This window comes from Streptomyces sp. R-74717 (assembly GCF_047305335.1).
Classification (GTDB): domain Bacteria; phylum Actinomycetota; class Actinomycetes; order Streptomycetales; family Streptomycetaceae; genus Streptomyces; species Streptomyces atratus.
Genome location: NZ_CP102361.1, coordinates 5,734,935 through 5,750,430, shown reverse-complemented (window position 1 = coordinate 5,750,430; position 15,496 = coordinate 5,734,935). Strand labels below are relative to the sequence as shown.

Sequence of the window (15,496 nt, the reverse complement as noted above, 5' to 3'; positions counted from 1 at the left end):
GCTGCGGCTGGGGCCGGTCGGTTCCACGGCTTTGGCCACCTACCTGTTCCGCCGACCTCGATGCGAATGCGCAGGCTATTTCTCAACCAATCAATTCCCCGAGTACGCGGCGCACATCCGAGCATCATTGAATAAAATTTCGATATAAATTCTTAGGTTTAAACCAGGCTCGGCCAGCGCGGTGAAAGATGCAATCGCCAACCTGGCCGGTCACCTTTCCTTCGAGGCGCGTGCTTGAATGTGGTCGACCTATTTTTCGGGGTGCATAGCAAATTATCCGGGCCGCCCCATATACGCCCATGTTCACTGTTGCTTGTACGCCGTGACGACTGAAAAAGAGGTGGCGACAATTTCCGCAGTAAAGCTTTCCTGGCGCACGCGCACTGCATCGGTGTCCCTGGTGGCACTTGCGATCACGAGTGCTCCACCGGCCTCTCAGGCCCAGGCCCTGGTTATGTCGCCGGGTGCGAACGCCCGGCATGCACCTGGCACCCCGGGGGCCCCGCAGGCCCCGGTTACGGTGTTCGTCGAAGACTTCGAAAACGCAGGCGAGACTCCGATCTTCCTGGAGGACTACGTCGGCGCTCCACCGCTCGACGAGACATACACAGCCGACCCCCCGTGGCTTGACCACGGACAGTGCAACGGCATCATCCTCAATCAGACCGGTGCTGATCAGCCTGACTGCCCGGCAGTATTGAAGGACATGGCCAATGCGCTGGGACAGGTAGGCGGAACGAATCCGCCGACCAACCACGTGGTCGCGGCCTACACCAACTGGGTGCCACCTGGCACCGACCGGGTGGAGTTCCGGACCGAGCAGCCGATCCCGATCGCGAAGCCGAACCGCTACATCACCTTCGCAGTGGACGCAGCCGCCGTGAATTGCGACCAAGCGGAGCCGCTGCTGAAGTTCTATCTGACCGGCAACGGGTCAGACATCCCTACCTTCACCGCCCCCATCAATCCCTGCACCGATCCCAACTCCAAGCCCTACCCCGGAGGAAGCGAGTTGAGGGCCGGGGCGTTCGCCAGCAACAGAGCTGTACTGTTCAACGACAGCCAGTTGGGCATCAAGATGGTCAACGGGCAAGGAGAGTGGTACGGAAATGACCACGCGTTCGACAACATTCGGATCCTGGATGCGACTCCTCAGCTGGACAAGGCGTTCAGTCCCGCCACCATGGACAAGGGTGGCACCTCGACGCTCACCATGACGGTGACCAACACCAGTGAACTGGCGGCGAAGGACGACTTCGGCTTCACCGACAGCCTGCCCGCGGGCGTGAGCGTGGCCCCGTCCCCCAACGCGTCGACGACCTGCGGCAACGGCACAGTCTCCGCGGCGGCGGGGGGCTCGTCCATCGTTCTGGACGGCGGCGACCTGGCCACCGACGAGAAGTCCTGCACGATCACGGTGAATGTGACCGCTGACAAGGCGGGAACCTACGTCAACCGCCCTGAAGCCATCACCACGGTCGGCCTGAATCTCCCGGACCCCGCGACCCTGACCGTCACGGCAAAGGACTCAGCCGTGGGCACCGCGACGGGCTCGCCCGGTCTGCTGTCCGGCAACGTCGTACAGGCCCCGGTGAACATCCCCGTCAACGCGTGCGGCAACACCGTGAACGTCATCGGAGTGCTCAATCCTGCGGCGGGCAACGCCTGCGTCAACGGCTAGCCGGCCAGGTCGCCCACCGAGCCGGAACCCGGCGGGTCCCTGCGGATATGCGCAGTGCTCAGCGGTCCGTGCACCGGCACACCCGCTCCCTCGGAGAACGTCGTGAGCATCACCACCGCCGTCTCCGGTACCGCCCGGCGCAACTCGGCCACGGCTCCGAGCCCGCCGGCTCCGTCGGGCAGGCCTGCCGCGGCCGCCACTCCGAGGCTGGTCGCGCCGATGGCCGGAAAGCCCTGCGCGGCAAGGACGGACGCCGAGGCGTGGTCCCAGGCGTTGGGGATCAGGAACGGCGCGGCGGCCGCACGGTGCAGGGCGGCGAAGGCGGCAGCCGGGGTGGTTGCCGGGGGGACGGGTGTCATGGCTTCGGGATTCGGTCGGGCCGGGAGGCGGATGCCCCGTCCGCCGCCAGGTCCCCCACGGAGTCCGCGTAGTACGCCGACTCCTCCAGGTGGAAGGCGAGTTGGCGGAACGTCCACCCCGTTCCGGGCGTGTTGTCGAGCTGGTCGGGCGTCAGGGCGTCCAGACGGTTCGCCCAGATCCTGGCCAGCCGGGTGAGCCGGCTGCGCGCCTCGTCGAGGTCGGCCTCGGTGAACGGGGCGAGGTCCGCCTCGGTGGTGGTCGCCGAGGCGTGCCAGTGGTCGGGCTGTGTCTCCTCTCCTACGAGCCTGGCCTCCATCTCCGCGAGATGGTCGACCATGTGGTCGGCTACGCGGCGGATCGCCTTGTGCGGGGTGTAGATCCGGTCGTCGGCGGGGACGGGGCGGCCGTCCCAGGCGGTCCAGGTCGCGGCGAGGTCCAGGACGTGGTCGACCATGGCCGTCAGGATCTGCGCGGGGTCGCGGTCGTCCGTCGCCGGGGCGTCTTCGAGGATGTCGGGAGCGTCGTGGATATCGGGGGCGCCCGGTGCGTCGAGTACGTCTGATGCGTGCTTCGTTTCCGTCATGGTCCGACGCTAGATCCAGGAAGCTTCGGTCCCGGCCGAACCGTTCCGGACCCTTCTCGGGTTCAGGACGACGTGACGTCCTTCGACCTCGGACGCCGGCCCGGTGAGGCGCAGTTCGGGCTCCAGCAGCCCTCCTGCTGGATGAATATCCATCCGAGCTCCTCGATGTACGGGGAGGCAACGGTCGCACTGTGCAGCACATGGCCGAACAGGTCGGTCTCGATGTCCGGCGGTGGCTCCGCGATGACCAGGTCGAACACGGCCCGTGCCCGGCAGCCGCTGCGGTCGCACGCGAGGTAGAACCGCACAGGGCCGGGTGGCTCTCCGTCTGTGGTCAGGCTCATACGACAACCATGGAGGCAGAGTCGGCCCCGCGGTGGCGTTTCCCGGCCATCGAGCCGCCGGGCCCCGGACACCCCGAACCTCCGAACCGGATCAGCGGCAGGAAACCTTCAGCTGCGCCGGCGCGTGATGCGCGCCCGCCCTCTCCTCGTCGCCCCAGTCCCGCCCCCGGTCGATCAGCTGCACGGCAAAGGTGTCGCCCTTGACCGGGTCCCGTCCGCCCGTGCGCGTCACCGAGCCGCAGTCCGGACAGGCCGTTCCAGGCAGCGCGTCCCGTTGTTCACCGCCGCACCGTTGGCACCTCATGGCAGCACACCATGCCAGGGCATCACGCCCGGAGGGAGGGATCGCGCACGATCGGCTCGCACTACCGCGCTGCGGCGGCCGGATTCAGCGCAGTTCCTCCGGGCACGGCGTGCCGGGTGACAGCTGGTAGGGCGCGGCCAGCCGGTACACGCCCGGCCGCGGCGCGAGCAGTTCCGTCCACTCGTCGCCGTCCTCGTCCTCCTCGACCTTGTTCAGACAGCCGTTGGTGTTGAGATACGTCCGCGGGCTGCTCTCGTCCTCGCGCTGCTTGGACTCCTCGGTCTCCTGCGGCCGCTCCACGCTCTTGCCCTTGTCGTCGACCAGGGCGAGCCAGCGCGAGTACGGGATACGGATCAGGATCCGGCCGGCCGTCTTCACATGGATGGTCAGCTCATCCGCACCTGCCCGGTCCACCGTGGCCGGCGGATCGGCCAGCGGCACCGGACCGTCGACCTCGAAGAGCCGCCAGTTGGCGTCCGACCAGACCGGCTTCAGATACGGCAGCCCCTGGTCGACCAGCTCCGCCTCCTGCACCGCGCCGGTGGAGTCCGGTGTCCCCTTGGGCAGCACCACGTAGTGCACGGCCCAGCGGTCGAGCCACTCGCGGTAGCTGGCGCTGTTCAGGGTGTCGTCGTAGAAGAGCGGGTTGCGCTCCATGTCCGCCTGCCGGTTCCAGCCACGGGCCAGATTGACGTACGGCGCGAGCGCGGACGCCTCCCGGTGGCTGCTCGCGGGCACGACCTCGACCCTGCCGCGCTCCGCGCCGACCTCCTGCAGCTCATTGACCAGCGGGGCCAGCTCACGTGTCCAGGAGGCGGCGGGGGCGGTCCGGACGATGTCGTCGACGCCCTTGAAGCCGATCCAGAAGTTCAGTCCGACGAACGCGAGAACCAGCGCGTACCAGCGCCGGGAGCGCGGCTCCGTGTACGGCAGCGCGGCGAGCAGCACCACACCGGCGAACAGCATCGCCATCCGCGTCACGTTCGAGCCGATCTGCGAGTCGATCACATAGGTCAGCAGTGTCCCGACGCCGTACACGCCGGCTGCGGTACGGACCGTCTTCCAGTCGCGCGGTACGAGGACGAAGACGAGGACCGCGAAGAGGAACGGCAGCGACAGGGTCGCGATCGACATCGGCTGCGTACCGGAGAAGGGGAACAGCCACGCGGACAGTGCCACGACCGCGACCGGGGCCAGGCCCAGCGCGTACGCCCCGGGGCGCCGCTTGTTCAGGAAGAGCGCGGCGGCGACCACTCCCAGGAACAGTCCGGCCACGGGGCTGCTCGCCGTCGCGAGCCCGGCGAGCGGGGCGGCGACGGCCGCCTTCGCCCACCTCCTACGGGGGGCGCAGCGACAGCTGCTCCGGTGGAGCCGGTGCTCGCACCGGAGGTACGGCCAGCAGAACACCGCGGCCACCGCACCCACCGCGAACATCATGCCGAGCCCGAACGTCACCCGCCCGGACAGCGCGTTGCACAGATACGCGAACACCCCGGCGAGCGAGCAGGCGAGCGGATTGCGGACGGCGCGGACCCGGACCAGGATCAGCGCGGTCAGCGCCGCCGACACGGTCCCGGCGACCATCATCGTCGTACGCACGCCGAGCACCGACATCAGATACGGCGACACGACGCTGTACGAGACGGGGTGCATGCCCCCGTACCAGGCGAGGTTGTACGCCGTACCGGGGTGCCGGCCGACGAATTCGGCCCAGGCGTCCTGGGCGGCGAGGTCGCCGCCGCTGTTCGCGAAGAAGAAGAACCAGAGCACGTGGGTGACCGCGGCGGCTGCCGTCGCGATCGTCACCGGGTGCCGAAGCAGTCGCTCGGCGCGGGTCCGCCGGGGCGGCGCGGTGCGTGGCTCGGGGGCGTCCGGGGTGGGCGCGGCTGTCCGCGTGCTGCCGCTGCTGCCCCTCATGTCTGTGCTGTCGGCCGCCTCATGGCCGGGCTTCGGCTCCGCGGTGGTCACTACGGCTCTCCCCGTCTCCCCGTATCCGCCGGCCCCGTATCCCGTACGACTGTGAGGACGCCTTCCGAGCATCCTTGAGTTGCTCCGGGACGCTAACACGTACGCAGTCGGGAAGAGGGTGCCGGGATCGGCACCCTCTTCCCGCTACTGGGCCGTTTCGGCCATCCGGTCGATCAGCTGATCCGGGTCAGCTTGTCCCCGAACGTCGGCTCCGCCAGATCGCTCTGCAGCGCGACGGCCACCTTCACCTGGCTGGTGCCCTCACCCACGGTGAGCGTTCCGACGTGGGTGCCTGCGGCCGCCGAGTGCGGGATCGTCTTTCCGTCGTCGGTCAGTTCGAGCTTGACCGTGAGACCGGGCCAGCCGACCGCCGGCACGTCCTTGGTCGCGACCACCGGGGTGCTGCCGCCCATTCCGTCGGAGACGGTGCCGACGACATCGCCCTTCTTCACGACCTTGGCGCTCGTCAGCAGATCCTGGGTGGCGACCATGGCTTCCTTGCTCACCGCGTTGACGGTGTCGATGATCGCGGGCTTGTGCTGGCCCAGCACGGCGCCGACGATCAGCTGGTCGGTGTCGCCGACCATCTTGTGCGCGGCGAAGAGCAGGTTGCCACCGGCCTTGGTGGTGGAGCCGGTCTTGATGCCCAATGCGCCGCTGTACGGGACGAGGGTGTTGTAGTTCCGCCAGTTCTTGCCCGACGGGTCGGTCCACGACGGCAGTTTGGTGATGTCCATCAGCGCCGGGATCTCCACCAGCTTCTGGCCCAGCTTCACCTGGTCCTCGGCCGAACTCACCGTGGTCGCGTTGAGACCGGACGGATCGGTGTAGGTGGTGTTCGTCATGCCGAGCGACTTGGCGGTGTCGTTCATCTTCTTGACGAACGCCTCCTCGGAACCCGCGTCCCAGCGCGCCAGCAGCCGCGCGATGTTGTTCGCGGAGGGGATCATTATCGCGGAGAGTGCCTCCTGCTCCGTGAGCTCGTCACCGGCCTTCACGGTGTTGAGCGTCGACTCGCCCTCCGAGTCCAGCTTGCCGTCCGACTCCGCCTTGGCGTCGACCTTGATGGAAGGGCCCTTCTCGCCCCTCTTCAGCGGGTGGTCCTTGAGCACGATGTACGCGGTCATCGCCTTGGCCACGCTGCCGATCGGCACGGCCTTCTGCTCGCCGAACGAGTCCACCTCGCCCAGTCCGGTGGCCGCCATGTAGCCCTGGCCCTCGTCGGGCCACGGCAGCGACGGCTTGCTGCCCTTGAAGGTGTACGTCGGCTTCGCCGACATCCGGAGCTCAGGCTCCGGGAGCGGGCGCACCATCTGCGCGATCGCAAAGATGATCAGCAGCAACAGGACCAGCGGGGTCCAGATCTTGACCCGGCGGACAGCGGTGCGGACCGGCGTCTGAGGCGGCGGAGGCGTGTTCGTCAGCTCGGCCAGCAGGTCGAGCGGCGGCTTGGGCGGCATCGGCTGCTGCGTGGTCCGCTCGGCTCCGGAGAAGGAGACGGCGGGGCGCGGCGGGGTACCGGGCGTCGAGGCGGAGGCGGCTGCCGGTGCGTCGGGCTTGCGGGGCGCCGGCGCCGGCGCCGGTCGTACGTCGTCCCCGCGCAGGGGTACGAACTTGCTGGTCCGCTCGGCGGCGGACTCGGGCTTCGACTCCGCGTCCGAACCCGGCTTCGGGGTGGGCGGGATGATCTTCAGCGCGGTCGTCGGCTGGTCGACCTTGGGCGCGGCAGGCGCCCTGAAGACGGCGGTCGGCTGATCGATTCCGCGCTTGTCCTCAGCGGTGTCCGGCTTGTCAGCCTTGCCTGCCTTGCTGTCCGCGTCAGCGGTGTTCTCGGCGTCGGCATCTGCCGTTTCGGCGTCCTCGGGGGCGTCATCGGACGGCTCGTCTGCGGCATCGGCATCGGCATGATGCGACGCGGTCGCCTTGTCCGAAGCCCCGTCGGCCTGAGTGACCGGCTCAGGCGCATCGCCCTCCGCCACGGCGTCGGTGTCCGCGTCGGGCGCGGTCTCGTCCTCGGACGTGGCGGCCTTCGCGCCGCCGTCGCCCTTCGGGCCCTCGTCGCTCTGGTCGTCGTCCTTCGTCACCCACGCAGCGACCGCCGCACGCAGCCGCGCGTCACCCTTCTCGGGCTCAGCGGCATCAGCGGGCTCGGCGACGTCCACGTCCTCGGAGGACTCCGCGACCTCCACGCGCTCCGCGCTCTCCACGTTCTTCGAGGACTTGGCGGCCTCGGAGGACTCATCGGAGGACTCAGGGGTCCCCTCCGGGCCCTCAGTGGCCTCCCCCGCCCCCTCGGCGTCCTCGGCGTCCCCAGCACCCGAGGAGCCTTCCTGAGCCCCGGATGCCTCCGGCTGCCCCGGGCCCTGGCCGTCCTCGCCGTCCCCGGACGGCCGCGCCCGGAAAACGGCCGTCGCCGAATCCGCCTTGACGTTCTCGGAGCCCTCGCCGTCGCTCGACGGGACCGGCCCCGTGCGGAAAACGGCCGTCTCCGTGTCCGTCCCGGCGCCGACTTCGGCCCCGGCGGACGGTTCACGGAGGACGGCGAGCCTCGGATCGCTCTCGCTCCGAGCCGTCCCCGACGACTTCTGCTGCTTCGACTTGTCGGGGGACTCGCCCGCCACCGATGCCTCCTCCATGCGGCGCGGGGACATCCCCGCGCTGTCCGAACCATCTACCAGTGTCCTGTGTGAACCACCGGCCCAGTTGCAAGACGGGAACGACATACCTACTGGTTCCCGCACAAAGCCCCCAGGCGCCCTCGACAGACCAATGTGAGAGGGGTCACCCTGTCATTCATCCACGCGGGGAGGCATGGATGGGCAGGAGCCGCAGAACAATTCCGGAGGAGCTTCTGCTGCTCGCTCTGGACCCGGCCACGGGTACCACAGCGCAGCCGCAGTCGCTCGACCTCGGCCTCGCCGGAGCTCAGCTAGTGGAGCTGGCTCTGGCAGGACGGATAGCCCCTGACGGGGATCGTATCGCCGTGGTGATGCCACGGCCGACAGGAGATCCGACTCTGGACTCCGCACTGGAACTGCTGCGCCGACGCGGCAGCCCGGTTCGGGCGGTCCACTGGATTGGCGGGCCCCGGCTGGGGCTGCGTCAGATCTACCTCGCTCATCTGGAGCGATGCGGCATGGTGCATGCCGTGGCGGGCCAGATGTGCGGAGTGCTGCCGACGACTCGCTACCAGGCGACGGACACGGCAATCAGCCGGGACATCAGATCCAGGCTGGACAGTGCGATCCGCACCGGCGTACCGCCGGACCCGCGGACCGCGGCGCTCGCCGCGCTGGCCCACGCGGTCGGACTCGGCAAGCACCTGTATCCCGGGAACGAGGGGCGTTCATCGCGCTCCCGGCTCCGGGACCTGATCAGACACGACCCGATGGGCGGACTCGTGGCGCATGCCGTGATGGACGTCCAGAACGGGGCGGTCGCACAGCCGCGCCGTAACCAGGCGGCCGGAGTGCCGTTGCAACCGCAAGTGCAGTCGCAGTCACGCCGTGGCAGCATGGCGCACACCGTGGCCCACTAGGACCGCACCAGCCACCACACGCACCGCAGCAGCGCAGCACCAACCGAATACCGCCGCACCGTCGTCCCCAAGACCCGGTTCGGGAGCCGCACCAAGCGCGGGGCAGCCGGAATCATGGCTGCCCCGCGCGCCTGCGTGTCGCCATTTCCCAGCGCGGCCGGGGGCATGGGTGGCAATCTGCTCAGCAGTAGATACGCACAGCTACATAGCCGGAGGTGCCGTTTCCGTGCCGTCCAACGTCAATCCCACCGTCAGGCGACGCCGGTTGGGCCAGGAATTGCGCCGACTGCGCGAACTCAAGGGCATGACGGCCGAGGAGGTGGCGGAGCGGCTGCTGGTCTCGCAGTCGAAGATCAGCCGCCTGGAGAACGGCCGCCGCTCCATCAGCCAGCGCGATGTACGTGATCTCTGCGGGGTGTACGAGGTCGAGGATCACCGGATCGTCGACTCGCTCATGCAGATGGCCAAGGACTCGCGCCAGCAGGGCTGGTGGCACGCCTTCGGCGACATCCCGTACAGCGTCTACATCGGCCTGGAGACCGATGCCGAATCGCTGCGGGTGTACGAACCCCAGGTGGTGCCGGGCCTGTTGCAGACCCGGAGTTACGCCGAGGCGCTGATCCACGGCGCGTTGCCGGAGGCCCCGCCTGCCGACATCGACAAGCGCGTCAGCGTCCGGGCCCGCCGCCAGGACCGGATCACCTCCCCGGAGAATCCGCTGCGGCTGTGGGCGGTGATCGACGAGTCCGCGCTGCGCCGGCTGGTCGGCGGCAAGCAGGTGATGATCGAGCAGTTGGAGCAGTTGGTCGAGCTCTCGCACCTGCCGCATGTGACCGTTCAGGTGCTGCCGTTCGAGATGGGCGCGCACCCCGGCATCAACGGGCAGTACGCCGTTTTGGAATTCCCGGACGCCGCGGACTCCAGTGTCGTCTACATCGAGGGCGTCACCAGCGACCTGTATCTGGAGAAAGCCAACGATGTGCAGCGGTACAGCGTCATGTACGAGCACCTGCGGGCACAAGCGCTGAATGTGGAGCAGACCCGGCACTTCATCAGCGACATCGCGAAGGAGTACGCCGGGCGCTCGGGCGCGTAAAACCGGACAGCCCACAAAGTCCGGTATGCGGGAAATGGAGCGATGTTACGGGAGGGGCGGCGGCAAGGTACACCGCCGCCCGCCCACAGTGGAAGACCTCGGTGGTTTATACCATCCGGTCGAGTGAACGACCCCTTCACTCAAGAGACTTGGCGAGTAGCGTCGATCACGCCAACCGGAACGCTGTTGGTGTTTTTCACACGACTCTCTGAACCGGAGTGAACATGGCCATTCGTCAGGGTGCTACGGACAAGTGGACGAAGTCCTCGTATTCCGGGGGCAACGGCGCCTGCGTCGAAGTCAAGTCCCCTCTCGCGCAGGCTATTGCCGTACGCGACTCGAAGGCCCCCGAGGGCCCTTCGATCACGTTCGTCCCCGCCGCGTGGAACGCCTTCGTACGTGACGTCGGCAAGGGTGCCGTCGACGCCTGACCAATGCTTTCCACCGTTCGCATCGCAGCATCGATTCCGGTGTTGCCGGTAGCCCTCTCGACCGGTCCGCCGTCCTGGCCGAGGGGGCTCGATGCCCGACCCGGAGAATGCCACCTGGAGAATGCCCGGCCCTGAGAATGCTTGACCGGGAAATACCCGGCCGGGAAATGCCTCCGCCGGAGATCCGGGGCTCTCAGCGCAACTGGTCGACGTGGAGATCGGTGCCGGGCACGGTCGGAATGAACGGCGCCACCAACTCCACCCGCCCCAGGCCGGATTCCTCGACCATCGCGTCGAGCCCGGTGAAATGCCCGGCCCAGCAGTCCCGCGGGTCCTCCTGAAGGAACCACAGCAGGGTCAGCCGGGTGTCGACGCCCTCGACCTGCTTCACATAGGTCATCCGGTCGCCCGGCAGCGGTGTGGGGCGGAAGACGGTCACCATCGCCGCCGGGGAGCCGCACAGCCGCTTCGGCAGATGCCGCGAGCGCAGCCATTCCAGCAGCTCGGCCCGCTGCTCCGCCCCTTCGGCGTCGATCACCTGAAGGACCAGCCCACGGTAGGGGTGGTCGAGTGCGTGGAAGTCCCGGGGCCCCGCGGCGCCGTCCCGGTAGACCGTCGCCTCGTGGTCCTGGAACGACGTGAACACATGGGTGCGGTCCTGGTAGACCCGGCCGTCCCGGTTCAGCCGCTTGTTGATCCCGACGGTCCACTTCATGTGGTCGTCGTAGCGGCCGTCCGTCACCCAGTACGTCGACAGATAGCAGCCGGCGCCGACCGGCTGCGCGACCGCGGACTTCTCCGGGTAGCGCAACTCCTGGAGCTCCCGGGTGGCCACCCAGCGCCGCCCGGCGAACATCCAGGGCATCGCCATCGCGCCTGCGTAGTAGTGATCGTCCTCGTACCAGCGGTTGTACGCGTACTCATGGCCCGGGTGCGGTTCGACCATGGTGATCAGTGCGTGGCCGGGATGGACTCCGTACGGTCCCAGCGCGGCCAGTTCGGCGTAGGTGTCACTCCGTGTCTCGTCGCTCATGCCGTTCCCCTTCCGTACTCCGCAGCGGCGCCCTACTCTGACGCCCCGTCAGAAGAACTGCCAGAGCCGGGAGGCCACCGATGTTGCTCGCGGGGAAGACCGTCATCGTGTCCGGGGTGGGCGCCGGGCTCGGGCACCAGGTCGCGGCGACGGTCGTACGGGACGGGGGCAGCGCGGTGCTCGGGGCGCGTACCACCGCGAATCTCGCCAAGTCGGCCGCGGAGATCGACCCGGAAGGCCGGCGCACCGCCCATCTGGCCACCGACATCACGGACGAGGCGCAGTGCGAGGCGCTCGCCGCACTGGCGCTGGAGCGGTTCGGACGGATCGACGCGGTGGTCCATGTCGCCGCCTGGGACAGCTACTTCGGCGGGATCGAGGACGCCGACTTCGCCACGTGGCAGTCGGTCATCGACGTCAATCTGCTCGGCACGCTGCGGATGACCCGCGCCTGCCTCCCCGGCCTCAAGGAGCGGGGCGGCTCGGTGGTCGTCATCGGCACGCAGTCCTCGGTGGCCGCACCGTCCCAGGTGCAGCAGGCGGCGTACGCGGCCTCGAAGGGGGCGCTCACCTCGGCGATGTACTCCATGGCACGGGAGTTCGGCCCGCACCGGATCCGGGTGAACACGGTGCTGCCCGGCTGGATGTGGGGACCGCCGGTGCAGGCGTACGTACGGTTCACGGCGCACACCGAGGGTGTGCCCGAGGCCGAGGTACTGGGCAGGCTCACCGAGCGCATGGCACTTCCGGACCTTGCCACGGACGGCGATGTGGCCGAGGCCGCCGCGTTCCTGGCCTCGGACCGGGCGCGGGCGATCACCGGGCAGTCCCTGCTGGTCAACGCCGGCGAGCTGATGCGGTAGGGCCGGCCCACAGGACCGGTTCACAAGACCGGCCCACAAGGCCGGTTCGCAAGGCCAGTTCTCCTCCTTCTCGGCCGCACGGGACCCGCATCCCGTGCGGTCCTTCTGTGCTCTTCGGTACTCGTGATGCTCTGCACAGCCTGACGAAGTGCCCGCTCATCGTGTGGCCGCCGTCATGCTCGCGACAACGTTTGCGTGAGTCAAGAACAAGCAAAATCGTTCTGCTTACTGATCCGTGTTCACATCCCTGATCGCGAAAAACCTTGACCGAGGGACGAGCAGGCGGTTCAATCCCCGAAGTCCCCGCTCCCGCACGGGGCCCCGCGGAGCGGCCGTACTGACGAGGTGCGTACCCGTTCATAAGGCGGACCCCAGGAGGGGGCACATGAACAGTCTCGACTGGGTCGTGCTCATCGGCTACTTCGGCGTGATGATCGCGATCGGACTCTGGTCCCACAAGCGTGTGGACAACGTCAGTGACTTCTTCACGGCCGGCGGCAAGATGCCGTGGTGGCTGTCCGGCATCTCGCACCACATGTCCGGCTACAGCGCGGTGATGTTCACCGGGTACGCCGGTATCGCCTACCAGTTCGGCGTCACGTCGTTCGTGACCTGGTCGCTGCCGATCGCCATCGGCATCGGCATCGGCGCCCAGCTCTTCGCACCCCGGCTCAACCGGCTGCGCTCGCGGCTGCATGTCGCGTCCCCGCTCGAATACCTGAAGAACCGCTACAACATCCAGACCCAGCAGGCGCTCGCCTGGTCCGGTCTGCTGCTGAAGATCGTGGACGTCGGCGCCAAGTGGGCGGCCATCGCCACCCTTCTCTCCGTCTTCACGGGCATCTCGATCACGCAGGGCATCTTCATCACCGGCTGCATCACCGCCGTCTACTGCACGGTCGGCGGACTGTGGGCCGACGCGCTCACAGAACTGGGGCAGTTCGTCATCCAGCTCTTCGCCGGCGTCGCGATGCTCGTCACCGCCATGGCCGAGCTCGACGGTGTCAGCACCCTGTGGACGGTCTGGGACAAGCTGCCCGAGGGCCACACCGACCCGACGGCCGGCCCGTACACCGTGACCTTCCTGCTGGCGTACCTCTTCATCAAGACCTTCGAGTACAACGGCGGCATGTGGAACCAGGCCCAGCGCTACATGGCCACGGACTCCGCCGCCTCGGCCAAGCGTTCGGCCCGGCTCTCCGCCGTGCTGTGGCTGGTCTGGCCGACGGTCCTGTTCTTCCCGATGTGGTGCGCCCCGCTGCTGGTCCACGCGCAGAAGCCGGACGCCTCCGACAGCTACGCCCTGATGACCGAGCAGCTGCTGCCGCACGGCCTGCTGGGCCTGGTCGTCGTCGGCTTCTTCTCGCACACGATGGCCATGTGCTCCTCGGACGCCAACGCCATCGCGGCGGTCTTCACCCGGGACATCGCCCCGGTCCTCTCGAAGGCGGCCCGCACCTGGAGCAGCCGCACCGGTCTGCTGGCGGCCCGAGTGTCCACGCTCGGCTTCCTCGGTCTGTCGATGGCGCTGGCCACCCAGATCAACTCGCCGACGTTCAAGGACATCATCTCCGTCGTGATCAAGTGGGTCGCCGGTCTGATGGGCCCGATCGCGATTCCGTTCATGCTGGGTCTGCTGCGCAGGTTCCGCAAGTCGGGTCCGACGGCGGCGCTCACCAGCTGGGCTGCGGGTCTGCTGGCGTTCTACTTCACCAACTACAACTTCGACGGTTCGGTGAAGACGGATGTCGCGCTGCAGTACCAGGTGGCTCTGCCGCTGGCGATCTCCCTGGTCCTCTACATCGTGATCGGCTTCATCAAGCCGGAGGACACCCCGGAGCGCGACGCGATCATCGAGCAGATCAACTCGGACGGTGACGGCACGGGCGCCGGAGCGACGGTTCCGGCGCAGGCGCAGGCCGGTTCCGGGGATGCCGCCGTCGCGGAAGGCGTGAAGGACTGACGCTCACAGCTGCACGGAAAAGGCCGAGGGGCGGGGTACGGACGCAGCGGTGTCCGTACCCCGCCCCTCCCTCCTGTTTTCGGGTCTCAGCCGCGCGGATAGCGGGTCAACCAGCCCGGTGCGGCGGCCGACGGGCTGTGCAGGGCGGGGCCCTGCGTCATTTCCATCGCGAAGTCGTCGGCGAGTTCCAGGAGGGTGGCCCGGCCCTCCAGTTCGGCGAGCCAGGCAGGCGGCAGCGCGGTCTCGCCGTGCAGAGCGCCGAGCAGCGCCCCGCACAGGGCTCCGGTGGCTGCGGAAGGTCCACCGTGGTTGACGGCCAGCCGCAGCCCGTGCCGCACGTCCTCGCCGACCAGGGCGCAGTACACGGCGACGGCGAGGACCTCCTCGGCGGCGTCCGTGGCACCCAGCGCCTCGATCAGGGCCGGTCCAGGAATGCCCTGACGTACGGTGCCGAGGGCCCGCTTCAGCGCCTCGGTGACCGGTTCGTGCCCCGGGCGCTCGACGAGCAGGGCCAGGGCGTGCTGGACGGAGCCGTCCAGGGTCTCGCCGCGGGCCAGCCCGTGCACCATGACGGCGAGGGCGCCCGCGGAGAGCAGGGCGGTGGGGTGGCCGTGGGTCTGGGCGGCGCATTCGACGGCCAGTTGGAGGACGAGCTGGGGCTCCCAGCCGACGAGCAGCCCGAACGGGGCGGACCGGGTGAGGGCCGCGGAGTCCCGGGCGGTGGGGTTCTTGGGCTTGTCGAGCGTGCCCATGGTGGTGTCGCCGAGGCCGGTCAGGCATTCCCGGGTGGGGGCGCGGCGGGCGTAGAGCCACTCCTGCTGAGCGAGCCAGCCGTTGTCCTTGCGGCGCTCGTCGGGCCCCCAGTCGTGCTGGGTGGCCGCCCACCGCAGATGGGCCCGGTGCACATCGGTGGGCGGGTGCCAGGCGCCGATGTCGCGGCGCACCTGGGCGCGGATCAGCCCGTCGACGGTGAACAGGGTGAGCTGGGTGACGGCGGTGACGGTGCCGCGTCCGCCGTGCGCGGGTACGAAGTCGGTGACGGCTTCGGCGCCGTGGGCGGCCCGGATCTCCTCGAGCGTGAGCCCGTCGACACCCGCACCGAGCGCGTCGCCGATGGCCCCGCCCAGCAGAGCGCCGCGCACCCGGCTGCGGAAGTCCTGCTGCTCGGCACGGCCCCAGACAGCTGTGGTCCCTGTGCTCACCCTGCCCCTCCCCGTCGGCCCGCCCGCCTGCGACTGCGCAGCACTGTAATCGAACGGGAACGGACGGTTGAGGGAGCGGAATTGGGTACGAGCGGGTATGTGGACGGACGTCCCGCAGGTCGTTTTTCGC

General features: G+C 68.7%; 13 protein-coding genes and 1 pseudogene. 6 read left to right on the top strand and 8 right to left on the bottom strand.

Annotated features, from left to right (window positions below):
• Positions 1 to 238 precede the first annotated feature (238 nt).
• Complete coding sequence (locus NRF20_RS26335) at positions 239 to 1,681, top strand: chaplin (RefSeq protein WP_413753379.1); 1,443 nt, start codon at positions 239 to 241, stop codon at positions 1,679 to 1,681.
• On the opposite strand, the gene NRF20_RS26330 is transcribed toward NRF20_RS26335, so the two are convergent.
• The 6 genes and pseudogenes from NRF20_RS26330 to NRF20_RS26305 all read right to left on the bottom strand — a co-directional run bounded on the left by NRF20_RS26330 (position 1,678) and on the right by NRF20_RS26305 (position 7,891).
• On the bottom strand, positions 1,678 to 2,040 hold the full coding sequence (locus NRF20_RS26330; protein ID WP_398632592.1) for an isocitrate lyase/phosphoenolpyruvate mutase family protein: 363 nt from the start codon (positions 2,038 to 2,040) through the stop codon (positions 1,678 to 1,680). The two genes, NRF20_RS26335 and NRF20_RS26330, sit on opposite strands and share 4 nt — an antisense overlap.
• Positions 2,037 to 2,495 carry a hypothetical protein gene (locus NRF20_RS26325; protein ID WP_413754606.1) on the bottom strand — a complete coding sequence of 153 codons (459 nt, stop codon included), beginning with the start codon at positions 2,493 to 2,495 and terminating at the stop codon, positions 2,037 to 2,039. Before NRF20_RS26325 ends, NRF20_RS26330 begins: the two co-directional genes overlap by 4 nt.
• A 191-nt stretch (positions 2,496 to 2,686) precedes the next feature.
• Positions 2,687 to 2,968 carry a hypothetical protein gene (locus NRF20_RS26320; RefSeq protein WP_398632591.1) on the bottom strand — a complete coding sequence of 94 codons (282 nt, stop codon included), beginning with the start codon at positions 2,966 to 2,968 and terminating at the stop codon, positions 2,687 to 2,689.
• A gap of 91 nt (positions 2,969 to 3,059) precedes the next feature.
• Positions 3,060 to 3,176: pseudogene (locus tag NRF20_RS26315) on the bottom strand (adhesin); the annotation flags it as partial.
• A 180-nt stretch (positions 3,177 to 3,356) separates the two neighbouring features.
• The gene (locus NRF20_RS26310) at positions 3,357 to 5,240 is read right to left on the bottom strand and encodes an MFS transporter (RefSeq protein ID WP_413753378.1); all 1,884 of its coding nucleotides are present in this window, start codon (positions 5,238 to 5,240) and stop codon (positions 3,357 to 3,359) included.
• Positions 5,241 to 5,413: 173 nt separating this feature from the next.
• The gene (locus NRF20_RS26305) at positions 5,414 to 7,891 is read right to left on the bottom strand and encodes a D-alanyl-D-alanine carboxypeptidase (RefSeq protein WP_413753377.1); all 2,478 of its coding nucleotides are present in this window, start codon (positions 7,889 to 7,891) and stop codon (positions 5,414 to 5,416) included.
• Positions 7,892 to 8,055: 164 nt separating this feature from the next.
• Here NRF20_RS26305 and NRF20_RS26300 point away from each other — a divergent pair, with 164 nt between their 5' ends.
• The 3 genes from NRF20_RS26300 (at position 8,056) to NRF20_RS26290 (ending at position 10,305) form a co-directional block, all read left to right on the top strand.
• Complete coding sequence (locus NRF20_RS26300; RefSeq protein ID WP_413753376.1) at positions 8,056 to 8,778, top strand: GOLPH3/VPS74 family protein; 723 nt, start codon at positions 8,056 to 8,058, stop codon at positions 8,776 to 8,778.
• Between the two features lie 226 nt (positions 8,779 to 9,004).
• Positions 9,005 to 9,874, top strand: coding sequence for a helix-turn-helix domain-containing protein (locus NRF20_RS26295; protein ID WP_398632587.1), 870 nt, complete (start codon positions 9,005 to 9,007; stop codon positions 9,872 to 9,874).
• Positions 9,875 to 10,098: 224 nt separating this feature from the next.
• Entirely contained in the window at positions 10,099 to 10,305 is a 207-nt protein-coding gene (locus NRF20_RS26290) for a DUF397 domain-containing protein (protein WP_266360788.1), read from the top strand.
• Positions 10,306 to 10,498: 193 nt separating this feature from the next.
• On the opposite strand, the gene NRF20_RS26285 is transcribed toward NRF20_RS26290, so the two are convergent.
• Entirely contained in the window at positions 10,499 to 11,338 is an 840-nt protein-coding gene (locus NRF20_RS26285; RefSeq protein WP_398632586.1) for a hypothetical protein, read from the bottom strand.
• 80 nt (positions 11,339 to 11,418) lie between these two features.
• Here NRF20_RS26285 and NRF20_RS26280 point away from each other — a divergent pair, with 80 nt between their 5' ends.
• Both NRF20_RS26280 and NRF20_RS26275 read left to right on the top strand, forming a co-directional pair.
• Complete coding sequence (locus NRF20_RS26280) at positions 11,419 to 12,201, top strand: SDR family oxidoreductase (protein ID WP_266360784.1); 783 nt, start codon at positions 11,419 to 11,421, stop codon at positions 12,199 to 12,201.
• 385 nt (positions 12,202 to 12,586) lie between these two features.
• Positions 12,587 to 14,164, top strand: a complete 1,578-nt coding sequence (locus NRF20_RS26275; protein ID WP_398632585.1) for a sodium:solute symporter family protein — start codon at positions 12,587 to 12,589, stop codon at positions 14,162 to 14,164.
• 86 nt (positions 14,165 to 14,250) lie between these two features.
• Here the strand turns inward: NRF20_RS26275 and NRF20_RS26270 are convergent, their stop codons facing one another.
• On the bottom strand, positions 14,251 to 15,366 hold the full coding sequence (locus NRF20_RS26270) for an ADP-ribosylglycohydrolase family protein (RefSeq protein WP_398632584.1): 1,116 nt from the start codon (positions 15,364 to 15,366) through the stop codon (positions 14,251 to 14,253).
• Between the last annotated feature and the right edge of the window lie 130 nt (positions 15,367 to 15,496).